Origin of the sequence: Citrobacter sp. RHBSTW-00881 (assembly GCF_013728515.1) — a bacterium.
Lineage (GTDB): Bacteria > Pseudomonadota > Gammaproteobacteria > Enterobacterales > Enterobacteriaceae > Citrobacter > Citrobacter braakii.
In genome coordinates this window covers 971,132-994,501 of sequence record NZ_CP056269.1, presented here as the reverse complement: position 1 = coordinate 994,501, position 23,370 = coordinate 971,132, and the positions used below count along the sequence as shown (strand labels likewise).

At 52.8% G+C, this 23,370-nt stretch carries 17 protein-coding genes; 4 read left to right on the top strand and 13 right to left on the bottom strand.

Annotated elements, in window-relative coordinates; genetic code table 11:
- Positions 1-3 precede the first annotated feature (3 nt).
- From eno to rlmD, 5 genes are all read right to left on the bottom strand, one after another.
- Complete coding sequence (gene eno, locus HV311_RS04760) at positions 4-1,302, bottom strand: phosphopyruvate hydratase (protein ID WP_003034129.1); 1,299 nt, start codon at positions 1,300-1,302, stop codon at positions 4-6.
- Between the two features lie 87 nt (positions 1,303-1,389).
- Entirely contained in the window at positions 1,390-3,027 is a 1,638-nt protein-coding gene (gene pyrG / locus HV311_RS04755) for a glutamine hydrolyzing CTP synthase (protein WP_016154233.1), read from the bottom strand.
- Positions 3,028-3,251: 224 nt separating this feature from the next.
- Positions 3,252-4,043, bottom strand: a complete 792-nt coding sequence (gene mazG, locus HV311_RS04750) for a nucleoside triphosphate pyrophosphohydrolase (protein ID WP_191220773.1) — start codon at positions 4,041-4,043, stop codon at positions 3,252-3,254.
- A 130-nt stretch (positions 4,044-4,173) separates the two neighbouring features.
- Positions 4,174-6,408 carry a GTP diphosphokinase gene (relA, locus tag HV311_RS04745; protein ID WP_016154235.1) on the bottom strand — a complete coding sequence of 745 codons (2,235 nt, stop codon included), beginning with the start codon at positions 6,406-6,408 and terminating at the stop codon, positions 4,174-4,176.
- Positions 6,409-6,508: 100 nt separating this feature from the next.
- Positions 6,509-7,807 carry a 23S rRNA (uracil(1939)-C(5))-methyltransferase RlmD gene (gene rlmD / locus HV311_RS04740; RefSeq protein WP_016157350.1) on the bottom strand — a complete coding sequence of 433 codons (1,299 nt, stop codon included), beginning with the start codon at positions 7,805-7,807 and terminating at the stop codon, positions 6,509-6,511.
- A gap of 57 nt (positions 7,808-7,864) precedes the next feature.
- On the opposite strand from rlmD, the gene barA reads away from it, so the two are divergent.
- Positions 7,865-10,612 carry a two-component sensor histidine kinase BarA gene (barA, locus tag HV311_RS04735; protein ID WP_016154237.1) on the top strand — a complete coding sequence of 916 codons (2,748 nt, stop codon included), beginning with the start codon at positions 7,865-7,867 and terminating at the stop codon, positions 10,610-10,612.
- 59 nt (positions 10,613-10,671) lie between these two features.
- On the opposite strand, the gene HV311_RS04730 is transcribed toward barA, so the two are convergent.
- From HV311_RS04730 to syd, 8 genes are all read right to left on the bottom strand, one after another.
- Positions 10,672-11,814 (bottom strand): glycerate kinase, encoded by a 1,143-nt coding sequence (locus tag HV311_RS04730; protein ID WP_191220772.1) that lies wholly within the window; start codon positions 11,812-11,814, stop codon positions 10,672-10,674.
- A gap of 81 nt (positions 11,815-11,895) precedes the next feature.
- Positions 11,896-13,236 carry a glucarate dehydratase gene (gene gudD, locus HV311_RS04725; RefSeq protein WP_191220771.1) on the bottom strand — a complete coding sequence of 447 codons (1,341 nt, stop codon included), beginning with the start codon at positions 13,234-13,236 and terminating at the stop codon, positions 11,896-11,898.
- Positions 13,237-13,256: 20 nt separating this feature from the next.
- The gene (locus HV311_RS04720) at positions 13,257-14,597 is read right to left on the bottom strand and encodes an enolase C-terminal domain-like protein (RefSeq protein ID WP_029139643.1); all 1,341 of its coding nucleotides are present in this window, start codon (positions 14,595-14,597) and stop codon (positions 13,257-13,259) included.
- 2 nt (positions 14,598-14,599) lie between these two features.
- Positions 14,600-15,952, bottom strand: coding sequence for a galactarate/glucarate/glycerate transporter GudP (gudP, locus tag HV311_RS04715; protein WP_003034105.1), 1,353 nt, complete (start codon positions 15,950-15,952; stop codon positions 14,600-14,602).
- A gap of 365 nt (positions 15,953-16,317) precedes the next feature.
- Positions 16,318-16,767: a flavodoxin gene (locus tag HV311_RS04710; RefSeq protein WP_047499385.1), complete on the bottom strand. Its 450-nt coding sequence runs from the start codon at positions 16,765-16,767 to the stop codon at positions 16,318-16,320.
- A 19-nt stretch (positions 16,768-16,786) separates the two neighbouring features.
- On the bottom strand, positions 16,787-17,569 hold the full coding sequence (gene truC, locus HV311_RS04705; protein ID WP_003825671.1) for a tRNA pseudouridine(65) synthase TruC: 783 nt from the start codon (positions 17,567-17,569) through the stop codon (positions 16,787-16,789).
- Positions 17,569-17,898 (bottom strand): YqcC family protein, encoded by a 330-nt coding sequence (locus tag HV311_RS04700; protein WP_016154244.1) that lies wholly within the window; start codon positions 17,896-17,898, stop codon positions 17,569-17,571. Before HV311_RS04700 ends, truC begins: the two co-directional genes overlap by 1 nt.
- Before the next feature lie 631 nt (positions 17,899-18,529).
- Positions 18,530-19,075: a SecY-interacting protein gene (syd, locus tag HV311_RS04695; protein ID WP_191220770.1), complete on the bottom strand. Its 546-nt coding sequence runs from the start codon at positions 19,073-19,075 to the stop codon at positions 18,530-18,532.
- Positions 19,076-19,144: 69 nt separating this feature from the next.
- Here syd and queF point away from each other — a divergent pair, with 69 nt between their 5' ends.
- From queF to HV311_RS04680, 3 genes are all read left to right on the top strand, one after another.
- Complete coding sequence (queF, locus tag HV311_RS04690) at positions 19,145-19,993, top strand: NADPH-dependent 7-cyano-7-deazaguanine reductase QueF (RefSeq protein WP_191220769.1); 849 nt, start codon at positions 19,145-19,147, stop codon at positions 19,991-19,993.
- Positions 19,994-20,106: 113 nt separating this feature from the next.
- Complete coding sequence (ppnN, locus tag HV311_RS04685) at positions 20,107-21,471, top strand: nucleotide 5'-monophosphate nucleosidase PpnN (protein ID WP_003840366.1); 1,365 nt, start codon at positions 20,107-20,109, stop codon at positions 21,469-21,471.
- Positions 21,472-22,033: 562 nt separating this feature from the next.
- Positions 22,034-23,323, top strand: coding sequence for an HAAAP family serine/threonine permease (locus HV311_RS04680; RefSeq protein ID WP_016154247.1), 1,290 nt, complete (start codon positions 22,034-22,036; stop codon positions 23,321-23,323).
- Positions 23,324-23,370: the final 47 nt, after the last annotated feature.

Genomic DNA, 23,370 nt, shown 5'->3' with positions numbered 1-23,370 from the left:
GGATTACGCCTGACCTTTGATCTCTTTACGACCGTTGTACGGTGCTTGTTCACCCAGAGCTTCTTCGATACGAATCAGCTGGTTGTACTTAGCAACGCGATCAGAACGGCTCATAGAACCGGTTTTGATCTGGCCTGCAGCGGTACCAACAGCCAGGTCAGCGATGGTAGCGTCTTCAGTTTCGCCAGAACGGTGAGAGATGACAGCGGTGTAGCCAGCGTCTTTCGCCATTTTGATCGCAGCCAGAGTTTCGGTCAGAGAACCGATCTGGTTGAATTTGATCAGGATGGAGTTAACGATGCCTTTTTCGATGCCTTCTTTCAGGATCTTGGTGTTGGTTACGAACAGATCGTCACCAACCAGCTGGATTTTGTCGCCCAGAACTTTAGTCTGGTATGCGAAACCGTCCCAGTCAGACTCGTCCAGACCATCTTCGATGGACACGATCGGGTACTGTTTGGTCAGTTCTTCCAGGAAGTGAGTGAATTCTTCGGAGGTGAATGCTTTGTTGCCTTCGCCAGCCAGAACGTATTTACCGTCTTTGTAGAATTCAGAAGCTGCACAGTCCATCGCCAGGGTGATGTCTTTGCCCAGCTCGTAGCCAGCTGCTTTAACCGCTTCAGCGATTACAGCCAGAGCTTCAGCGTTGGAACCCAGGTTCGGCGCGTAGCCGCCTTCGTCACCAACTGCAGTGTTCATACCTTTAGCTTTCAGAACTTTAGCCAGGTTATGGAACACTTCAGAACCCATACGTACGGCTTCTTTCAGGGTTTTAGCGCCAACCGGCTGAATCATGAACTCCTGGATGTCAACGTTGTTGTCAGCGTGCTCACCACCGTTGATGATGTTCATCATCGGAACCGGCATGGAGTATTTGCCCGGAGTACCGTTCAGTTCAGCGATGTGTGCATACAGCGGCAGGCCTTTAGCAGCAGCTGCTGCTTTGGCGTTCGCCAGGGACACAGCCAGGATGGCGTTTGCACCGAAGTTGGATTTGTTTTCAGTACCGTCCAGATCGATCATGATCTTGTCGATGCCAGCCTGATCTTTAGCATCTTTACCCAGCAGAGCCTGAGCAATTGGGCCGTTAACAGCTGCAACAGCTTTCAGTACGCCTTTACCCATGAAACGGGATTTGTCGCCGTCGCGCAGTTCCAGTGCTTCGCGGGAACCAGTAGAAGCACCTGACGGAGCTGCTGCCATACCAACGAAACCACCTTCCAGGTGTACTTCGGCTTCAACAGTCGGGTTACCACGGGAGTCGATGATTTCACGACCGATGATTTTAACGATTTTGGACATTAGATTTTCCTCAGTACAAGTTAAACTAAAACTCCAGACAAACAATGCACCCGGATGGGTGCATTGCCGTTCTAACTTTTTTACTTCTTACTTCGCCTGACGCTTCTGATGTTCACTGGCGGCTTTCACAAAGCCGGCAAACAGCGGGTGCCCATCACGTGGCGTGGAAGTAAATTCCGGGTGGAACTGACAGGCCACGAACCACGGATGATTCGGTACCTCAATGATCTCGACCAACTGATCATCACCGGAACGGCCTGCAATACGCAGACCCGCAGCTTCAATCTGTTTCAACAGCATATTGTTGACTTCGTAACGGTGGCGATGGCGTTCAACAATTGTCGGCGCGCCGTACAGCTGACGAACCAGGCTATCGTCGCTCAACTGACACTGCTGGGCGCCAAGGCGCATTGTGCCGCCCAGATCGCTCTTCTCGGTACGGACTTCAACGTTGCCGTCTTCATCGCGCCATTCGGTAATCAGGGCCACCACCGGGTACTTACAGTCTGGCACAAATTCCGTGGAGTTGGCGTTATCCATACCCACTACGTTACGTGCAAACTCAATCAACGCAACCTGCATACCCAGGCAAATACCCAGATAAGGAACATTGTTTTCACGCGCAAAGCGCGCTGTCGCGATCTTACCTTCAACACCACGGTAGCCGAAGCCGCCAGGGATCAGGATTGCATCAAGACCTTTCAGGATCTCAACGCCGCGCGTTTCGACATCTTGCGAATCGATCAGCTTAATGTTGACGGTGACACGATTCTTCAGACCACCGTGCTTCAATGCTTCGATAACTGACTTATAGGCATCCGGCAGTTCAATATACTTGCCGACCATACCGATAGTCACTTCGCCTGCCGGATTCGCTTCTTCGTAGATAACCTGTTCCCATTCTGACAGATTAGCTTCCGGACAGTTCAAGCTGAATCGTTTACAAATATAATCGTCAAGGCCCTGGGATTTCAACAGGCCTGGAATTTTATAGATGGAATCGACATCTTTCATTGAAATAACGGCTTTTTCTGGCACGTTACAGAACAATGCAATTTTTGCACGTTCGTTGGCCGGAACCGCGCGATCGGAACGACAGATCAGAATGTCAGGCTGGATACCGATAGACAGCAACTCTTTTACCGAGTGCTGAGTCGGTTTAGTTTTGACTTCACCGGCAGCGGCCAGGTAAGGAACCAGAGTCAGGTGCATGAACAGCGCGTGTTCACGACCGATATCTACCGCTAATTGGCGAATCGCTTCCAGGAATGGCAGGGATTCGATATCACCGACCGTACCGCCGATTTCAACCAGAACGACGTCATGACCTTCGCCACCGGCAAGGACACGCTCTTTAATCGCGTTGGTGATGTGCGGGATAACCTGTACGGTTGCACCCAGATAGTCGCCACGGCGCTCTTTGCGCAGGACATCGGAGTAAATTCGACCGGTAGTGAAGTTATTGCGGCGAGTCATTTTGGTACGAATGAAACGCTCATAGTGACCCAGGTCCAGGTCGGTTTCAGCGCCGTCTTCAGTAACGAACACTTCCCCGTGTTGGATTGGACTCATAGTACCTGGATCGACGTTGATATACGGATCCAGTTTCATCATGGTCACGTTGAGGCCACGAGCCTCAAGAATGGCTGCCAGGGAGGCTGCGGCAATGCCTTTACCCAGAGAGGATACGACCCCGCCGGTCACAAAAATATAGTTCGTTGTCATGCTGGACCTGAGAAGTTAGGGTGAAACGATGGAATTACCAAGACGGGAAAGTAGTATACCCGAACATGACGAGCGCCACAAACTTTCATTATTCCTCCTCTTCACCAGGCTCACATAAACATCGGGAGTGAGAAAATAGCCCCTTTGGGGTAAATGTTTTTGACGTAAATCAAGCGCTTGTTATTTAAAAAATCACACAAATCGCCCTTGACCGACGAAATCCCTTAGAGATCAATTTCCTGCCGTTTTACCTGTTGCCAGACTTCTTCCATAGTTTCCAGATCAACACCAGTCATTTCCAGACCCCGAGCCGCTACAATTCGCTCAACCTCACGAAAACGGCGCTCAAATTTCTCGTTCGCTTTTTGCAATGCGATCTCAGCTTTAGTGCCTAAATGCCGAGCCATATTGACCGTCGCAAACAGCAGGTCGCCCATTTCCTCCTCCAGTTTAGCCTGGTCGACAACAGCCTGCTTCGCCTCAAACATGACTTCATCAATCTCTTCGTAAACCTTGTCGACAACCGGTCCTAATGTTTTCCAGTCAAAGCCAACATTAGAGCAGCGTTTCTGGATTTTTTGGGCGCGCATTAACGCCGGTAAACTACGGGGAATATCGTCGAGCGCGGAATGCTGCGCCTTCTCGGCGCGTTCTTCGCTTTTGATTTGCTCCCAGCGGGTCAACACCTCAGTGCTGTTACTGGCAGAAACATCAGCAAAAACATGTGGGTGGCGACGCTCAAGCTTATCGCTGATGGCGGCGCAAATATCATTGAAATCGAAACGTCCTTCTTCCTGCGCCATCTGGGCGTAAAACACCACCTGGAACAGCAAGTCACCCAGCTCTCCACGCAGGTCGTCGAAGTCTTCCCGCGCAATTGCGTCCAGCACTTCATAGGTTTCTTCGAGGGTGTAAGGGGCAATAGTGGCGAATGTCTGCTCTTTGTCCCAGGGACAACCGTTTTCCGGGTCGCGCAGGCGCTGCATAATACCGAGCAGTCGGTCGATTTGATTCATTGGAATATCCTGAAATTTCAATACGCGAGGCCAGATAAGACGACAGCCGATATCCGGCAACATGGCAATGCCTGATGGCAACGCTAACGCGCCTCACCAGGCATGCAAACTTATCTGGCCTATTAAATAATTAATTACCGTGCAGACGACGTGCGTCGATCACATCCGGCACCTGGTTCAACTTGCCGAGCACGCGCCCGAGCACCTGCAAGTTATAGATTTCGATGGTCATATCGATGGTAGCCAGCTGCTGTTTGGTATCACTCCGGCTGGCAACCCCCAGCACGTTCACCTTCTCGTTGGCAAGAATCGTGGTGATATCACGTAATAAGCCGCTGCGATCGTTAGCCTGGACGCGAACCACCAGCGAATATCCTGCCGAGTAGCTTTCGCCCCAAACCGCATCAACAATCCGTTCCGGCGCATGGGAGCGCAGCTCGGTCAACTGTTCGCAATCCGCCCGGTGCACGGAAATACCGCGGCCCTGAGTGATAAACCCGACAATTTCATCGCCTGGAATCGGCTGGCAGCAGCGCGCGATGTGGTGCATCAGGTTACCCACCCCTTCCACCACCACGCGACCGTCGTCTTTACGGCGACTCTGCGGCGCCTGCGTTTTCTGCTGAAGCTGTTTCAGCGCGGCGGCATCCTGTTCGGCTGCGCTTGGCTTATTAAACTGCGCCTGCAGGAAGTTCACCATCTGGTTGAGGCGAATGTCCCCCCCACCAATCGCCGCCAGCAGCTCATCCAGCTCATTGAAGCTGTAGCGCGGCAGCAGGTGCTTTTCCGCTTCTTTCAGGCTAATGCCTAAATGCGCCAGCTCATCGTCGAGGATCTGGCGGCCAGCAAGGATGTTTTTGTCGCGGTCCTGTTTACGGAACCAGGCGTGGATCTTCGAACGCCCCCGACTGGTGGTTACATAGCCGAGGTTAGGGTTCAACCAGTCGCGGCTTGGGTTGGGCTGTTTCTGGGTGATAATTTCAATTTGATCGCCCATTTGCAGCTGGTAGGTAAACGGTACGATGCGCCCGCCAATTTTCGCGCCAATGCAACGATGCCCCACATCACTGTGAATATGATAAGCAAAATCGAGCGGTGTGGAGCCCGCAGGTAAGTCCACAACGTCGCCTTTTGGCGTAAAGACGTACACTCGGTCATCAAAGACCTGGCTACGGACTTCATCCAGCATTTCGCCAGAGTCCGCCATCTCTTCCTGCCAGGCGATCAGCTTACGCAGCCATGCAATACGATCTTCATGACCAGAACGCGCCACGCCTGAAGCGGTGCCCTCTTTATACTTCCAGTGTGCCGCAACGCCCAGTTCGGCATCTTCGTGCATCTGTTTCGTACGGATCTGAATTTCAATGGTTTTCCCGCCCGGTCCCAGCACAACCGTATGAATTGACTGATAGCCGTTGGGTTTCGGGTTAGCGACATAGTCATCGAACTCATCCGGCAGATGGCGATAGTGAGTATGCACTATCCCGAGCGCGGCATAGCAGTCCTGTAAACGCTCCGCCACGATACGCACTGCGCGCACGTCGAAAAGTTCATCGAAGGCCAGCTGCTTTTTCTGCATTTTGCGCCAGATGCTGTAGATGTGTTTCGGACGTCCATACACTTCGGCTTTGACGCCTTCCGTTTTCATCTCTGAGCGCAAATGACCGACGAACTCATCAATGTAATGCTCGCGATCGATGCGACGTTCGTGCAGCAGCTTGGCAATACGTTTGTATTCAGCCGGGTGCAGGTAACGGAAGCAGTAATCTTCCAGTTCCCATTTTAATTGCCCGATACCCAAACGGTTGGCCAGCGGCGCATAGATATTGGTGCACTCTTTTGCCGCCAGAACGCGTTCATCTTCCGGAGCGTCCTTCACTTCACGCAGATGTGCAATCCGCTCCGCCAGCTTGATGACCACACAGCGGAAATCATCCACCATAGCCAGCAGCATGCGGCGAACGTTATCGACCTGTTCGGATGAGACTGAATCGGTATGAGTGGCCTTAAGCTGGCGTATTGCCGCCATATCCCGCACGCCGTGGATAAGATGAACAATGGATTTGCCCACGCTCTCGCGCAGGATGTCTTCACTGACCACGTTGGCATCTGCCAGAGGGAACAGCATTGCTGCGCGCAGCGTGTCGATATCCATGCTCAACATGGAGAGTATTTCTACCATCTCCACGCCACGCCACAGCAGCAGATCCGCATCCGGATGCCCCTGTGTCTGCTGCTGGCAGTACGCCCAGGTTTCGGCTAAGCGTTCACACGACTGCTGGCTGGAGATCCCCAGACTCGCGATCCATTTCTTTGGATCAAACTCACCAGCTTTATTTATATGTGCACTTCTTACCGCAACCATTGTCCTCTCCTTAAGGGGCCTGGCCTGTCGAAGTCGACAAGCCATACCCATTGTCTTTCACGCTGCATTACCACCCGAAATCCAATGGGTACAAAATTTATTACATACGCTCAAACAGGACCATTGATTCCAGGTGTCCAGTGTGCGGGAACATATCAAGCATCGCCAGTCGCCGTATGGCATATCCCGCGTTGAGCAAAGCGTCGCTGTCACGAGCCAGCGTTGCCGGGTTACAGGATACATAAACAACGCGTATAGGTTCTAATTTTATAATATGTTGCATCACACCTGCAGCCCCCGCACGCGCAGGATCGAGCAATACTTTGTCGAATCCGTTTTTCGCCCACGGCTGCCGGGTAACATCTTCCTCAAGGTTTTCATGAAAGAATGTCACATTGTGTAATCCGTTATTCAGCGCGTTTTCCCGGCCTTTTTCCACCAGCGCCGGTACCCCTTCCACCCCCACCACGTTTGCAGCCCGGGTTGCCAACGGCAGGGTAAAATTACCCATTCCACAGAACAGATCGAGTACGCGATCTTCAGGTTGCACATCCAGCCATTCGAGCGCACGGGCCACCATTTGTTGGTTTACCCCTTCATTGACCTGAATAAAATCACGCGGACTGAAGGTTAACCGTAGTCCATTTGAGTCATACCAGGGCGACTCTTCTGATATTGATTCCAGTATCTCGCTTTGCGGGGCCAGAAACAAAGACAGCCCCTGAGAATGCGAAAAGCATTCCAGTTTTTCTTTATCCTGAACACTTAATGGCGCCGTATGGCGCAAAATCATCAAGGTTCCGCTCCCCGCCTGCACCAGCTCGACATGACCAAGATGGCGTAACCCTTGCAGACTTTCCAGACACGCCCGGATGTGGGGCAAGAGCGCTTCAAGCTGGGGCACCAAAATAGGGCATTGTTTAACATCGATAATGTCGCTGGATGCGGATTTGCGAAACCCCATCTGCAATTTTTGTTCTTTTGGCCGATAGTTCAGGCTCAACCTGGCGCGACGACGATAGCCCCACGGGGTATCAGCTATAACATCCGACACTTCACATTTCATTAAACGCGACAACGCCGCGCTTTTGCTACGCTGCTGCAACGAGATGCTGGCATGCTGCTGCTGGCAGCCGCCGCACACGCCAAAATGCGGGCAACGTGGCACTTCACGCTGCGGACTGTCATTTAAACGTCGTTTTACTTGCGCGCGGGCGAACTGTTTTTTATCTTCGGTAATCACCACCTCGGCGCTTTCCTGAGGTAGCAATTCCGGTATAAACAACGCCTTTCCGTTATGGCGAGCAACGCCCTGGCCGAAAGGATCAAGGTCATTGACGGTAACGGTTATGATCTGACGCGTCGTCACGCGTCGTTTTGCAGAGTAGAATTGCGCCATCGACGAGATATATCTCTATTTAACAGTGTGACCCTAATTGTCCCATAACGGAACTCCATGACCAACTACAGCCTGCGCGCACGCATGATGATTCTGATCCTGGCCCCGACCGTCCTGATTGGTTTGCTGCTCAGTATCTTTTTTGTTGTGCATCGCTATAACGACTTGCAGCGTCAACTGGAAGATGCTGGCGCCAGCATCATTGAGCCACTCGCGGTCTCCAGCGAATATGGTATGAATCTGCAAAACAGAGAATCCATCGGCCAACTTATCAGCGTGCTGCATCGTCGCCATTCCGATATCGTGCGGGCAATTTCTGTCTATGACGAGAATAACCGGCTGTTTGTCACATCCAATTTTCATCTCGATCCGTCTGAAATGCAGCTGGCAACCGGTTCACCATTTCCCCGAAAGCTGAGCGTCACCCGGCTCGGGGATATCATGATCCTGCGAACGCCAATTATATCGGAAAGCTATTCGCCGGATGAATCTGCCGTCAGCGACGCCAAAAATACGGAAAATATGCTGGGGTATGTGGCGCTTGAGCTGGACCTCAAGTCAGTACGATTGCAGCAGTATAAAGAGATCTTTATCTCCAGCGTAATGATGCTGTTTTGTATCGGTATTGCGTTAATTTTTGGCTGGCGTCTGATGCGCGACGTGACTGGCCCGATTCGCAATATGGTAAATACCGTTGACCGAATACGTAGAGGACAGCTCGACAGCCGCGTCGAAGGTTTCATGTTGGGCGAGCTGGATATGCTCAAAAATGGCATCAACTCGATGGCGATGTCACTTGCGGCCTACCATGAAGAGATGCAGCACAACATCGACCAGGCCACCTCTGACCTGCGCGAAACGTTGGAGCAGATGGAAATCCAGAACGTCGAATTGGATCTGGCGAAGAAACGCGCCCAGGAAGCGGCGCGTATTAAGTCTGAGTTTCTGGCTAACATGTCGCATGAGCTGCGTACGCCGCTGAATGGCGTGATTGGCTTCACCCGCCTGACGCTTAAAACCGAGCTCAACACGACGCAGCGCGATCACCTGAATACGATTGAACGCTCGGCCAACAATCTGTTGGCCATCATCAATGATGTGCTCGACTTCTCCAAACTTGAGGCGGGCAAACTGATTCTGGAAAGCATCCCATTCCCGCTGCGTAGCACGCTGGATGACGTCGTCACGCTGTTAGCGCACTCATCCCATGATAAAGGGCTTGAGCTGACGCTAAATATTAAGAATGACGTGCCGGACAACGTCATCGGGGACCCGCTGCGCTTACAGCAGGTAATCACTAATCTGGTTGGCAATGCCATCAAATTTACCGAAGGTGGCAATATCGACATTCTGGTCGAGAAACGCGCCCTCAGTAACACGAAAGTGCAAATTGAAGTGCAAATCCGCGATACCGGAATTGGCATCCCTGAGCGCGATCAGTCACGCCTGTTCCAGGCCTTCCGCCAGGCCGATGCCAGTATTTCCCGCCGCCACGGCGGGACCGGACTGGGTCTGGTCATTACGCAAAAGCTGGTCAATGAAATGGGCGGGGATATCTCCTTCCACAGCCAGCCGAACCGGGGCTCCACGTTCTGGTTCCATATCAGCCTCGATCTCAACCCTAACGTTCTCGTGGATCGCTCAACCACGCACTGTCTGGCCGGAAAGCGGCTGGCCTACGTTGAACCTAACGCAACAGCCGCGCAATGCACGTTAGATATCTTGAGTGAAACGCCGCTGGAGGTGATTTACAGCCCTTCATTCTCCGGGCTGCCGAAGGATCACTACGATATTCTGCTGCTTGGCATACCGGTCACTTTACGCGAACCGCTCACCATGCAGCATGAGCGGCTGGCAAGCGCAGCGGCGATGACCGACTTTTTGTTACTGGCTCTGCCTTGCCATGCGCAGATTAACGCCGAGAAATTAAAGCAGGGCGGCGCGGCGGCGTGCCTGTTGAAACCTCTTACCTCAACCCGCTTACTGCCAGCGTTGACAGAGTATTGTCAACTGAACCACAGCGCGGCTCCGCTACTGTTAGACGAGAGCAAAATTGCGATGACCGTCATGGCGGTGGACGACAACCCGGCGAACCTCAAGCTGATTGGCGCACTGCTGGAAGATAAAGTGCAGCACGTCGTGCTCTGCGACAGCGGACATCAGGCAGTGGATCGCGCCAAACAGATGCAGTTTGATCTCATCCTGATGGATATTCAGATGCCAGACATGGACGGTATTCGCGCCTGCGAACTGATCCACCAGCTTCCTCATCAACAACAGACGCCGGTCATTGCGGTCACCGCACATGCCATGGCCGGGCAAAAAGAGAAGCTGCTCAGCGCCGGGATGAACGATTACCTGGCGAAGCCTATCGAAGAAGATAAGCTGCATAATCTGTTGTTACGCTACAAACCCGGCGCGAGCACATCGCTGAGGGCGCTCGCTGTTGAACCGGTCGTCAATCCGAATACCACACTCGACTGGCAACTGGCGTTAAGGCAAGCCGCCGGTAAAAACGATCTGGCGCGGGATATGCTGCAAATGCTGCTCGATTTTCTACCCGAAGTGCGTAACAAAATTGAAGAACAGCTGGTAGGTGAAAACCCTGAAGGACTGGTGGATATGATCCATAAACTGCATGGCAGTTGCGGTTATAGCGGCGTTCCCCGCATGAAAAACCTGTGTCAGCTGATTGAGCAGCAATTACGTAGCGGGAGCAAAGAAGAAGAGCTGGAGCCTGAGTTTTTAGAGCTTCTGGATGAAATGGATAACGTTGCGCGCGAAGCGAAGAAGTTGTTAGGGTAAAGATCTGATTGCCGGATGACGACGCTCACGCGTCTTATCCGGCCTTCATGCCACATCATTCAACGTAATTGCTGACCCGCTTTCAGGGTCGCGGCCACGTTTCGCGCTGTCATTCGCACGTTCTCACTCGCGTTCTTCAGCGCCTCTTCCAGTGTGCAAACGGTATAGATAACGCTAAAAACCGCATCCAGCCCATGCTCATGTACAACACCGACATCAGCTGTCAGGCTGCCAGCAATGCCGATAACCGGTTTGTTGTAACGCTTTGCCACCTTCGCCACGCCAACCGGAACCTTACCGTGAATGGTCTGGCTGTCGATACGTCCTTCACCCGTGACCACTAAATCCGCATCCGCAACGCAGTCGTCGAGGTGTAACGCATCCGTCACGACCTCAATACCGCAGCGTAACTGCGCACCGCAAAACGCATACAGTGCCGCCCCCATACCACCAGCCGCGCCACCACCCGCCAGTTCCAGCACGTTGACGTCCAGATCGCGGGCAATGAGTTGCGCATAATGCATGAGCGCCCGATCAAGACGAAGAATCATCTCCGGCGTCGCCCCCTTTTGCGGACCGAAGACCGCAGAGGCCCCCTCTTCACCGGTCAACGGATTAGTCACATCGCAGGCCACTTCAATACGGCACGCGGCAAGACGCGGGTCTAGCTGAGAAATATCAATCCGGGCGAGTGATTCAAGGCCAGTCCCGCCATGAGCAATATCGTTATTTTGCGCATCCAGTAATTTTGCTCCCAGCGCTTGCACCATCCCGGCACCGCCATCATTGGTGGCGCTGCCGCCAATGCCGATAATGATATGTTCAACGCCCGCGTCCAGCGCATGACGGATTAGCTCCCCGGTTCCCCAGGAGGTCGTTTTCAGCGGATCGCGTAAACCTGCGGGAACCTGCTCCAGTCCGCTGGCGGCCGCCATTTCGATAAACGCCGAACGCTCATCCCCGGATAAACCATAAAATGCCTGAATCGTTTTACCCAGGGGGCCGGTAACATCAACATGCACAAGGTGGCCTTGCGTTGCGGCAACCATCGCTTCGACCGTTCCCTCACCGCCATCCGCGACCGGGATCTTCACGTAATTCGCCTCAGGCCAGATCTCACGAAATCCCAGCTCAATAGCCGTTGCCACTTCAAGCGCACTCAAACTTTCCTTATAGGAATCCGGTGCGATTACTATTTTCATAAAGCATCCTTACGCATGTTGACTGTGTTAAGCATACACCAGGAGAAAAACCGCCCCTTTGTGGGAGCGGTCCCAGTTCGCTTAGCGTACCATGCACGGACGCTTATTATCAAACGTCCAGTTCGGGATCAGATACTGCATTCCCATGGCATCATCGCGCGCTCCCAGTCCATGTTGCTGATACAGCTCATGAGCTTTCATAACCTGATCCATATCCAGCTCCACGCCCAGACCCGGCTTCGCCGGTACCTGCACCATGCCGCCTTTGATTTCAAACGGCTCTTTGGTCAGGCGTTGATTGCCTTCCTGCCAGATCCAGTGGGTATCGATAGCGGTAATTTTGCCCGGCGCCGCCGCCGCAACATGAGTAAACATCGCCAGCGAAATATCAAAGTGGTTGTTAGAGTGCGAGCCCCAGGTCAGCCCAAACTCATGACACATCTGCGCAACGCGGACAGAACCCTGCATAGTCCAGAAGTGCGGATCCGCCAGCGGGATATCCACGGACTGCAACGACAGCGTATGTCCCATCTGACGCCAGTCGGTGGCGATCATATTAGTGGCGGTCGGCAGACCGGTAGCACGACGGAATTCCGCCATGACTTCACGGCCTGAGAACCCCTGCTCGGCACCGCACGGATCTTCCGCATAAGCCAGTGATCCTTTCAGGTATTTACCAATTTTAATCGCTTCATTCAGCGACCAAGCGCCATTGGGATCGAGCGTGACGCGTGCCTGTGGAAAGCGTTTCGCCAGTGCCACAATAGATTCCGCTTCTTCTTCCCCGGCCAACACCCCGCCTTTCAGTTTGAAATCGTTGAAACCATATTTCTCATATGCGGCTTCCGCCAGGCGCACCACTGCATCCGGGGTCATCGCCTCTTCATGACGCAGGCGATACCAGTCGCATTTCTCATCCGGCTGGGTCTGATACGGCAGCGGCGTCGCGTTACGGTTACCGACGAAGAACAGATAACCCAGCATTTCAACTTCGCTACGCTGCTGACCGTCGCCCAGCAGAGATGCGACGTTAACGCCCAGATGCTGACCCAGCAGATCCAACATGGCCGCTTCGATCCCGGTAACCACATGAATAGTGGTACGTAAATCGAAGGTCTGCAAACCACGGCCACCGGCATCACGATCGGCAAAGGTATTGCGGACCGCATTCAGTACGTTTTTGTATTCACCTAACGTTTTGCCCACCACCAGCGGAATGGCATCTTCCAGGGTCTGACGAATTTTTTCGCCGCCGGGAATCTCACCCACGCCGGTATGACCGGAGTTATCTTTGATAATCACAATATTACGCGTGAAGAACGGGGCATGTGCGCCGCTCAGATTCATCAGCATGCTGTCATGGCCCGCAACCGGGATCACCTGCATCGCGGTTACGACTGGGGTAGTAAATTGTGCGCTCATAATTAAGTCCTTATTCAAAATTAGTGGCGGCCGAAAACGGGACGTTTACGGTCAAAAGTCCATCCAGGGATCAGATACTGCATCGGGCCTGCGTCATTACGCGCGCCGCCGGGCAGCGCCTTATAGGCTTCATGCGCTTTCTGTACCTGATCCCAGTCCAGTTCCACGCCCAGGCCGGGCGCGTCGGGTACCGCAATTTTTCCGTGTTTAATCTCCAGCGGATTTTTGGTCAGGCGGCAATCGCCCTCCTGCCAGATCCAGTGGGTGTCGATCGCCGTTGGGTTGCCCGGCGCAGCGGCACCGACGTGGGTGAACATCGCCAGGGAAATATCAAAATGATTGTTAGAGTGGCAGCCCCAGGTCAGTCCCCAGTCATCGCATAGCTGTGCCACACGCACCGCGCCGGAAAGGGTCCAGAAGTGCGGATCGGCCAGTGGAATATCTACCGAGTTGAGCATCACCGCATGGCCCATCTCACGCCAGTTGGTGGCTATCATATTCGTTGCTACCGGCAGGCCGGTTGCACGGCGGAACTCGGCCATCACTTCGCGGCCAGAAAAACCCTGTTCTGCGCCGCACGGATCTTCGGCGTAGGTCAGAACATCGTTCAGCCCTTTACACAAGGAGATAGCTTCATCCAGCAGCCAGGCACCGTTAGGATCGACCGTAATACGCGCATCCGGGAAACATTGTTTCAACGCGCGAGCGGTGTCGATTTCCTGCTCGCCAGGCAGCACACCGCCTTTGAGTTTGAAATCTTTAAAGCCGTAGCGATCCTGCGAAGCCTGAGCCAGACGTACCACCGCCTCACTGTTCATCGCCTGCTGGTGACGCAGGTGATACCACTCATGGTTACCCGGCGTGCTGTCCAGATACGGCAGATCGGTTTTGCTGCGATCTCCCACGTAGAACAGATAGCCGAGCACGGTGACCGCATCGCGCTGCTTGCCTGGCCCTAACAGTTCGCAGACCGGTACGTTCAGCGCCTTGCCCAGCAGGTCGAGCAGTGCGGCTTCCAGCGCGGCCACCGCATTTACCCGCAGTTCAAAGGTCCAGGCACCTTTGCCAAAGGTGTCAAAATCAGCGGCCTGGTTGCCTTTATGCACCTGCTGAACCACCTTATTCAGGCGCGCGACTTCCTGGCCCAACACTTGTGGAATCGCGTCCACCAGCGTCTGATAAATCACTTCACCGCCCGGTGCTTCACCGACGCCGGTATTTCCGGCGTTATCGGTGAGCACGACGATATTGCGGGTAAAGTATGCGTTATGCGCCCCGCCAATATTGAGCAGCATGCTGTCATGACCGGCCACCGGGATGACCTTCATATCGGTAATAATGGGACTCGATTGTGTTGTCATCATCATTGCCCTGCGACAGGTTTCAGTTCGATACGTTTAATATCACCCACCAGCACCAGATAGCTCACTACAGCAATCAGCGCATGCACCCCGACGTAAATCAACGCACCGTTAAACGAGCCAGTGGTACCTACGATGTAGCCGATAGCAATTGGCGTGACGATACCGGAGATGTTGCCAAACATATTGAACAGACCGCCGCTCAAACCGCTGATCTCTTTTGGCGCAGTATCGGCCATCACCGCCCATCCCAACGCACCGATACCTTTGCCGAAGAAGGCCAGCGCCATAAAGCCGATGATCATCCACTCCACGTTGACGTAGTTACAGAACACCATCACCATCGACAACAGCATACCCAGTACGATTGGCGTTTTACGGGCGATATTCAGCGAACCAGTACGGCGCATCAGCCAGTCGGAAATAATGCCGCCGAGTACGCCGCCTGCGAATCCGCAAATGGCCGGAACCGAGGCAACAAAACCGGCTTTCAAAATCGACATACCGCGTGCTTGTACCAGATAAACCGGGAACCAGGTGATAAAGAAGTAGGTCAGCGCGTTTATGCAGTATTGGCCGATATAAATACCGATCATCATCCGTGAGCCCAGCAGTTGCTTGATCTGCCCCCACTTCACGCTGAACGGCACTTTGGCTTTGGCTGCCGCCTGATCCATATTGATCAGCGCTCCGCCTTCGGCAATGTACTCCAGCTCTTTTTGGTTTACGCCCGGATGCTGGTTCGGTTCATGAATCACCTTCAGCCAAATAAAGCTGATAACAATCCCGAGACCGCCCATAAAGAAGAACACATGCGACCAGCCCACTTCGTGGGTCAACCAGCCCATGATTGGCGCGAAGATAACTGTGGCAAAGTACTGCGCCGAGTTAAAAATAGCGACCGCCGTGCCCCTTTCCTGCGCCGGGAACCACGCCGCCACAATACGACTGTTGCCAGGGAAGGATGGCGCTTCGGCTAACCCCACGAGGAAGCGCAGGGTAAACAGCGCAACGATAATGCCGAAGCCGCTGAAGATATCGACGAAGCCCTGCAGCAGGGTAAACATGGACCAGATAAAAATGGACCAGAAGTAAACACGTTTTGAACCGAAGCGGTCGAGCAGCCAGCCGCCGGGGATCTGACCGATAACATAGGCCCATGAAAAAGCGGAGAATACATACCCCATCCCTACCGCATCCAGACCAATATCTTTGGCCATCTCCGAGCCGGCGATGGATAAGGTGGCGCGATCGCCGTAGTTGAAGGATGTGACGATAAACAGCATCACCACTATCCAGTAGCGAGCGTTAGTGCGTTTTTCCGCGCTGCTCGCCGCCTGACTTAATGAACTCATTGTTGCACTCCTGAATCTTGGCTTTCGCCAGTTCATTCTGTACAGCACCTGTAGGGTGATCAGAATGAGAGGTTAGTGTGTGGCAGTTTTGGTACAGCTCAGGGCCGTTTTATTCTGACTCGCTGCCTTTTCGGGAACTGACGGGAAAAGTATATGAAGGAGTGCCTCTTACCCTCACCGTGCAAAAACACAACATTGCGGGAGGTGAATGAGGTTGTTTATGGCATAAGCCTAAGGGAATGGAAGATGCTTCACGAAATTGGCGTTTGGTGGGCGATTTGTTGCCGGGTAGCAACGCCTTACCCGGCCTACGATCCAAAAGAGAGTAACAGGCCCGTGCAAACAAAGCGCTGCCGGGCGCAAGGTTATTTAAGCAAGGTTCCCCAGTTTTCTACCCACGGATTGGATTCGCTTTCCGGTTCAGGATGCTCGCTGGCGTCAATCAGCAGCATTTCCCCTACACGGTGGGCGCTTTGTTCCTGCAACAGTGCATCGAACTGCTTGCCGCCATTGCAGAAATTAACATAGCTACTGTCACCCAGCGCAATTACCCCGTAATGCAGATTTGGCTGGAAACCGAGATTATCTTTGATCCCCTGAAACAGCGGCACGATGCTATCTGGCAGATCGCCCTGCCCGGTCGTTGAGGTCACCACCAGCACATATTTTTCCTGATATGCCTGCCAGTCGCTGAGCTCGGGATCTTCGAACACCGTGGCTTTATGACCCTGCGCCGTCAAAATAGCTTCGGCCTCTTCGGCAACCAGCAACGCGTTTCCGTACATCGTGCCGACAAAAATTCCAATTTCCGCCATAACCGTAATCTCCTGGGACTTAAGAATCTATCTGCTCATCCTGACCTGACAGCCCGCTGAACTCAACCCTTTCATTCTCAGGGAGAAGTCCACGCCAGCCAAACTGTGATAGCGCCTGCATCCAGACATCATCCAGCCCGGCGCGAATAACCAGCGGTTCGCCGGTGAAAGGATGAGTCAGCGCAAGCTGGCTGGCATGAAGCATCAAACGCTGACAGCCAAAATGCTCAGCGGCGCTGCGGTTTTGCCGCAAATCACCGTGCTTACTGTCGCCGATAATTGGATGGCGTAAGTGCGCCAGATGGCGTCTGAGCTGGTGTTTTCGACCGGTTTTAGGATCCAGTTCCACCAATCCATAACGGGTCGTCGGATAACGTCCGGTCGCTACCGGCATCTCAACCGTCGCCAAACCGCGATAATGGGTGACGGCAGGCTGCGGGCCTTTATCATCACGGGCAAATTTATCGGCGATCTTATCCAGTTCTTCGACCAGCGGGTAATCCAGCACGGCATCATCCATCAGCCAGCCACGCACAATCGCATGATAGCGTTTCTGAATTTGATGATGTTCAAATTGCTGTGACAGCAGCCGCCCGGCTTCGCTGGACAGCCCCATCAGCAGTACCCCGGAAGTCGGTCTGTCGAGTCGGTGGGCGGTAAAAACGTGCTGACCAATCTGGTCGCGTACCGTTTGCATCACCACCACTTTCTCATCCCGGTCGAGCCAACTGCGGTGAACCAACCAGCCCGAAGGTTTGTTAACTGCGACCAGCCATTCGTCCTGATACAGAATCTCCAGCATCAGGCGTTATCACTTGTAAACAGAGCATCCAATTCCTGCAATGCCGTCAGCAGAATTTCGCGTTGCGGGTGATCGGCTGCCAACGCCATTTCGTAATACGGTGCGACGGCAAAAGCCTGCGGAAGCGGCTGAGCGTTATCAATCAGCGTATGCATGCGGGGAATCAATACCCATTGCAGCCACTCAACCGGCTCCATGGTATCCATACAAAAAGGCTGCGTGCTGGTAAACAGATGCTCTGCAGGCTCATCCAACCGCCAGTGATTATGTTCACGCAGTAGCGCTTCAAGCGCGTGTAACTGCTGGCGCACACGGTCATGAGTCGTCATGAAATTAACCTCAATGATGAAAAATCTGGCGCGAAGAATAGCACTAGTGAAGGGAAATAAAAAAAGGGAGCACTGTAAAAACAGTGCTCCCGGTTCGTTTCGCAGCGTTCCAGCTACTTTTAGTGCTCCCTGCTCATCCGTGACAACTTTTCCTGTGGTCTTGCGACCTTGTTCATCCTGAACTTGTGCATCCTGCTCACATCACCCCGATGTGAAAACTTCATCCTGAAGTGTCCTGGCCATCCTGACCCGCCAAACATCCTGACCGGCTCTCATTCTCCATCCTGGAGGTGTCCCTTAACGCATCCAGCGCTTTCCGCTTCGCTTCATCCTGAAGCCTGTCCTTGTAACACCGTCCTGGTGTGTCCTGCCGAAGAGCCATCATCCTGATGTTCTCTTCGTTGTGCGACTCCTTGTCGACAGATATAGAATCGCCTGTTTCGCCTTGTCTTACAAGATGCTTACAGACACTCCCTTAAGATTATTTTCGTATGAAAGTTGACAATAAAACATTAACTTTATGAATAATAAGGGATAATTATTTTATCCGTTCATTAAGTCTTTACTTATTACCTGGCAATGTCCTACAGGGTTTGTAAGAGATCTCTCACAAGGTTCAGGGCAATCTGGATTACAGAACTGGCTTAAGCTGAGTGAGAAATTCCGCAAGTGAGCCCGCCAGTACCGTTCGTTTACGGGTTCCCAGCGTTTCTTTGCACACTTCACCGGAGAGATTGCACACCGAAATGACGTCAAGCTCATTGTCCTGGGTGGCAATAAAAAGCGTAGGCGACAGCTTGAGGCGCTTTTGCGTAACCAGGTGACCAATCAGGTTTTCCTGAACGCGCCTGAAGTCGTCTTCGCTCCAGGTTTGCAGCAGCGTTAGCTTTTCATCCGCAAACTGCGCGTGCATGTCCCCGGCAAACTGGGTGGTGTAAAAAGCGTGAACGGCTGGTTGTATCACGATATCAAAGGCGCGTTCAACCGCATTGAGGTTTTTTTCGCCAACAAAAGGCTGAGGTTGCCAGAATACCGCATCGTCTGTGGAAGAAATGATGCACGGAGAAGGTACGCCATACAGCTCTTCGCTGAGGGGCCAGCTGTTGTTTTTTTCGTACCATGCGTCGCAATAACGTGTCGTAAAGGCTGTCAACGCCTGCGCTGTCAATTCGTCCACTGATTTCTCTCTTCACAAAAGCCAGGATACACTTGTCGCATAGTGTATCCTGGTTTATGACGGTGAAACATGTCCTCTTATGAAAATCATCAGGCGCTTGATGGCCTGACTCTTGGTAAATCAACAGATTACCGTGACAATTACGATTCCAGCCTGCTGCAGGGCGTTCCACGCAGCCTGAACCGCGACCCGCTGGATTTACAGGCCGATAATCTACCTTTTCACGGTGCCGATATCTGGACGCTATATGAACTGTCTTGGCTGAATGCCAACGGTTTACCGCAGGTAGCGGTCGGTCATGTAGAACTGGATTACACCAGCGTAAATCTGATCGAATCGAAAAGCTTTAAGCTTTACCTGAACAGTTTTAACCAGACGCGTTTTGATTCCTGGGATGCGGTACGCCAGACGCTGGAAAACGATCTGCGCGCTTGTGCTCAGGGTGATGTCAGCGTAGCGCTGTACCGTCTTGACGAACTGGAAGGACAACCGATAGCCCACTTTAACGGCACCTGTATCGACAATCAGGATATCGTCATCGATAACTACCAGTTCAGCACAGAGTATCTGGAAAATGCCGTTGGCGGTGAAAAAGCGGTGGAAGAGACGCTGGTCAGCCATCTGCTGAAGTCTAACTGCTTGATCACCCACCAGCCGGACTGGGGCTCCATACAGATTCAGTATCGCGGACGAAAAATCGATCGCGAGAAGCTGCTGCGTTATCTGGTCTCCTTCCGTCACCATAATGAGTTTCACGAGCAGTGCGTGGAGCGCATTTTCAATGACATTCTGCGCTTCTGCCAGCCGGAGAAACTGAGCGTTTACGCGCGCTACACGCGACGTGGCGGCCTGGACATTAACCCATGGCGTACCAACACCGATTTCACCCCAGCAACGGGGCGTCTGGTACGTCAGTAATCTTTTTTCTCAATTTTGCGTGCCGGATTCCGCGCGCAAGGTTGTGAAAGGTCATAAGCCAGGGCTATTGTAATCAACAGGGAATGACGTGTTGCGTCCCATAAGGAGTTTACTTGATTACACATATTAGCCCGCTTGGCTCAATGGACATGTTGTCGCAGCTGGAAGTCGATATGCTTAAACGCACGGCCAGCAGCGACCTGTATCAACTGTTTCGTAACTGTTCGCTTGCCGTTCTGAACTCCGGCAGTTTGACCGACAACAGCAAAGAGCTGCTGTCACGCTTTGAAAGTTTCGACATTAACGTGCTGCGCCGCGAACGGGGCGTGAAGCTGGAACTGATCAACCCACCTGAAGATGCGTTTGTTGATGGACGCATTATTCGCGCACTGCAGGCCAACCTGTTTGCTGTGCTGCGCGACATTCTGTTCGTCAATGGCCAGATCCATAACGCCGGTCGTTTTCAGCATCTGGATCTTGAAAGCTCGGTGCATATTACCAACCTGGTATTCTCGATCCTGCGCAATGCCCGGGCGCTACACGTGGGTGAAGCGCCGAACATGGTCGTCTGCTGGGGGGGTCACTCCATCAACGAAAACGAGTACCTGTACGCCCGTCGCGTTGGTACCCAGTTGGGCCTGCGCGAACTGAACATCTGTACCGGCTGTGGTCCGGGGGCGATGGAAGCGCCAATGAAAGGCGCTGCGGTCGGTCACGCCCAGCAACGATACAAAGACAGCCGCTTTATCGGTATGACCGAACCGTCAATCATTGCCGCTGAGCCGCCTAACCCGCTGGTTAACGAACTGATCATCATGCCGGACATTGAAAAACGTCTGGAAGCGTTCGTGCGTATCGCCCACGGTATAATCATCTTCCCAGGCGGCGTAGGGACAGCAGAAGAGCTGCTGTATCTGCTGGGGATCCTGATGAACCCGGCCAACAAAGATCAGGTTTTACCGCTGATCCTGACTGGACCAAAAGAGAGCGCCGATTACTTCCGCGTGCTGGACGAATTTATCGTGCACACGCTGGGGGAAGATGCGCGTCGCCACTATCGCATTATCATAGACGATGCAGCAGAAGTGGCTCGTCTGATGAAAAAAGCGATGCCGCTGGTGAAAGAGAACCGCCGTGACACCGGTGATGCCTACAGCTTTAACTGGTCGATTCGTATCGCGCCTGATTTGCAGATGCCGTTCGAGCCGTCCCATGAAAACATGGCTAACCTGAAGCTGTACCCGGATCAACCCGTGGAAGTACTGGCGGCAGACCTGCGCCGTGCGTTCTCGGGGATTGTAGCCGGTAACGTGAAGGAAGTCGGGATCCGCGCCATCGAAGAGTTTGGCCCGTACAAAATCCACGGTGACCGCGAAATGATGCGCCGCATGGACGATCTCCTGCAGGGCTTTGTTGCACAGCATCGTATGAAGTTACCTGGCTCCGCGTATATCCCTTGCTACGAGATTTGCGCCTAACCTCCAACAGCCGCCAGCAGACGCTATCGCGGTGACAGTTTTGTCCATATCAAAGCCGGGTTTGGCGCATCAGCCTCCCGGCTTTTTTTAGTGATACCAGTCACATAGCTCAGACGATCATATAAATACCAATGATGTTTCATTAAAAATAACGCGCTACGCAAACGATTACCTTTAAAACCCAACCGTGATTTATCTTAAGAAATTATTATTAGTCGCCAAAATCCTCTAAAAACAACAGTTTTTACAGCGTAACGCTCGTATCTTCGCGCCTTCGCTTTCATGATATATGTCGTTAATGTTAGCCTTCGCGCCCGTAAATTCGCTTTGACTATTTTTTAACAGATTAATGGTCCAAATTTATCCACATAAAAGGTGGATTATTGCATTTGGGATCGCGATCACTGATACATTCATTACTAAAATGTATCTTTCCGCCCGCAAATTATTACGGCGAAAAATTATATAAAAAATCGCTCAACGAATTTCGATTTACAGTCGGGTATTTTCTCATTGGATTGACCCCAAACCCGACTTTTTAAGCTTCCTCCAGGAGAAATAGATGGAAAACACTCAAACCAGCACTATCGTTACGGGCCAGACCCGCAGCGCATGGCGCAAGACAGATACCATGTGGATGCTGGGCCTTTACGGCACGGCGATTGGCGCGGGTGTATTGTTCCTGCCGATTAACGCAGGCGTAGGCGGTATGATTCCGCTGATCATCATGGCGATCCTTGCTTTCCCAATGACCTTCTTTGCACACCGCGGCCTGACTCGCTTCGTGCTGTCCGGTAAAAATCCGGGTGAAGACATTACTGAAGTTGTAGAAGAGCACTTTGGTGTAGGCGCAGGTAAACTGATTACCCTGCTCTACTTCTTCGCTATCTACCCAATTCTGTTGGTCTACAGCGTAGCAATCACCAACACCGTCGAAAGCTTCCTGACCCACCAGTTGGCAATTACGCCGCCGCCGCGCGCAATCCTGTCTCTGATCCTGATTGTCGGCATGATGACCATCGTGCGTTTCGGTGAGCAGATGATCGTGAAGGCGATGAGCATCCTGGTATTCCCGTTTGTTGCCGCCCTGATGCTGCTGGCGCTGTACCTGATCCCTCAGTGGAGCGGTGCAGTTCTGGAAACCCTGTCCTTTGACTCTGCAGCAACCACCGGCAACGGACTGCTGTTGACCCTGTGGCTGGCAATTCCGGTAATGGTGTTCTCCTTCAACCACTCACCAATCATCTCCTCCTTCGCCGTGGCGAAGCGTGAAGAATACGGTGATGAAGCTGAGAAGAAATGCTCTAAGATTCTGGCATTCGCTCACATCATGATGGTGCTGACCGTTATGTTCTTCGTCTTCAGCTGCGTATTTAGCCTGACCCCAGCGGATCTGGCCGCAGCGAAAGAGCAGAACATCTCTATCCTGTCTTACCTGGCAAACCACTTTAACGCGCCGATCATTGCCTGGATGGCACCGATCATCGCGATTATCGCTATCACCAAATCCTTCCTCGGCCACTACCTGGGCGCACGTGAAGGTTTCAACGGTATGGTGATTAAGTCTCTGCGCGGCAAAGGCAAAACCATCGAAATCAACAAACTGAACAAAATCACTGCGCTGTTCATGCTGGTAACCACCTGGATTGTGGCGACGCTGAACCCAAGTATCCTCGGTATGATTGAAACCCTGGGTGGCCCAATCATCGCGATGATTCTGTTCCTGATGCCGATGTATGCAATTCAGAAAGTACCGGCAATGCGTAAATACAGCGGCCATATCAGCAACGTCTTCGTTGTGATTATGGGCCTGATCGCTATCTCCGCTATTTTCTACTCTCTGTTCAGTTAATTCCCTTGCGCCGCTCCTCGGGGCGGCGCACCTCGATACACAATGGA

Excerpts from the sequence above, each read along its gene's own strand:
- eno (WP_003034129.1), bottom strand. The coding sequence starts at position 1,302 with ATGTCCAAAATCGTTAAAATCATCGGTCGTGAAATCATCGACTCCCGT.
- pyrG (WP_016154233.1), bottom strand. The coding sequence starts at position 3,027 with ATGACAACGAACTATATTTTTGTGACCGGCGGGGTCGTATCCTCTCTG.
- mazG (WP_191220773.1), bottom strand. The coding sequence starts at position 4,043 with ATGAATCAAATCGACCGACTGCTCGGTATTATGCAGCGCCTGCGCGAC.
- relA (WP_016154235.1), bottom strand. The coding sequence starts at position 6,408 with ATGGTTGCGGTAAGAAGTGCACATATAAATAAAGCTGGTGAGTTTGAT.
- rlmD (WP_016157350.1), bottom strand. The coding sequence starts at position 7,807 with ATGGCGCAATTCTACTCTGCAAAACGACGCGTGACGACGCGTCAGATC.
- barA (WP_016154237.1), top strand. The coding sequence starts at position 7,865 with ATGACCAACTACAGCCTGCGCGCACGCATGATGATTCTGATCCTGGCC.
- HV311_RS04730 (WP_191220772.1), bottom strand. The coding sequence starts at position 11,814 with ATGAAAATAGTAATCGCACCGGATTCCTATAAGGAAAGTTTGAGTGCG.
- gudD (WP_191220771.1), bottom strand. The coding sequence starts at position 13,236 with ATGAGCGCACAATTTACTACCCCAGTCGTAACCGCGATGCAGGTGATC.
- HV311_RS04720 (WP_029139643.1), bottom strand. The coding sequence starts at position 14,597 with ATGACAACACAATCGAGTCCCATTATTACCGATATGAAGGTCATCCCG.
- gudP (WP_003034105.1), bottom strand. The coding sequence starts at position 15,952 with ATGAGTTCATTAAGTCAGGCGGCGAGCAGCGCGGAAAAACGCACTAAC.
- HV311_RS04710 (WP_047499385.1), bottom strand. The coding sequence starts at position 16,767 with ATGGCGGAAATTGGAATTTTTGTCGGCACGATGTACGGAAACGCGTTG.
- truC (WP_003825671.1), bottom strand. The coding sequence starts at position 17,569 with ATGCTGGAGATTCTGTATCAGGACGAATGGCTGGTCGCAGTTAACAAA.
- HV311_RS04700 (WP_016154244.1), bottom strand. The coding sequence starts at position 17,898 with ATGACGACTCATGACCGTGTGCGCCAGCAGTTACACGCGCTTGAAGCG.
- queF (WP_191220769.1), top strand. The coding sequence starts at position 19,145 with ATGTCCTCTTATGAAAATCATCAGGCGCTTGATGGCCTGACTCTTGGT.
- HV311_RS04680 (WP_016154247.1), top strand. The coding sequence starts at position 22,034 with ATGGAAAACACTCAAACCAGCACTATCGTTACGGGCCAGACCCGCAGC.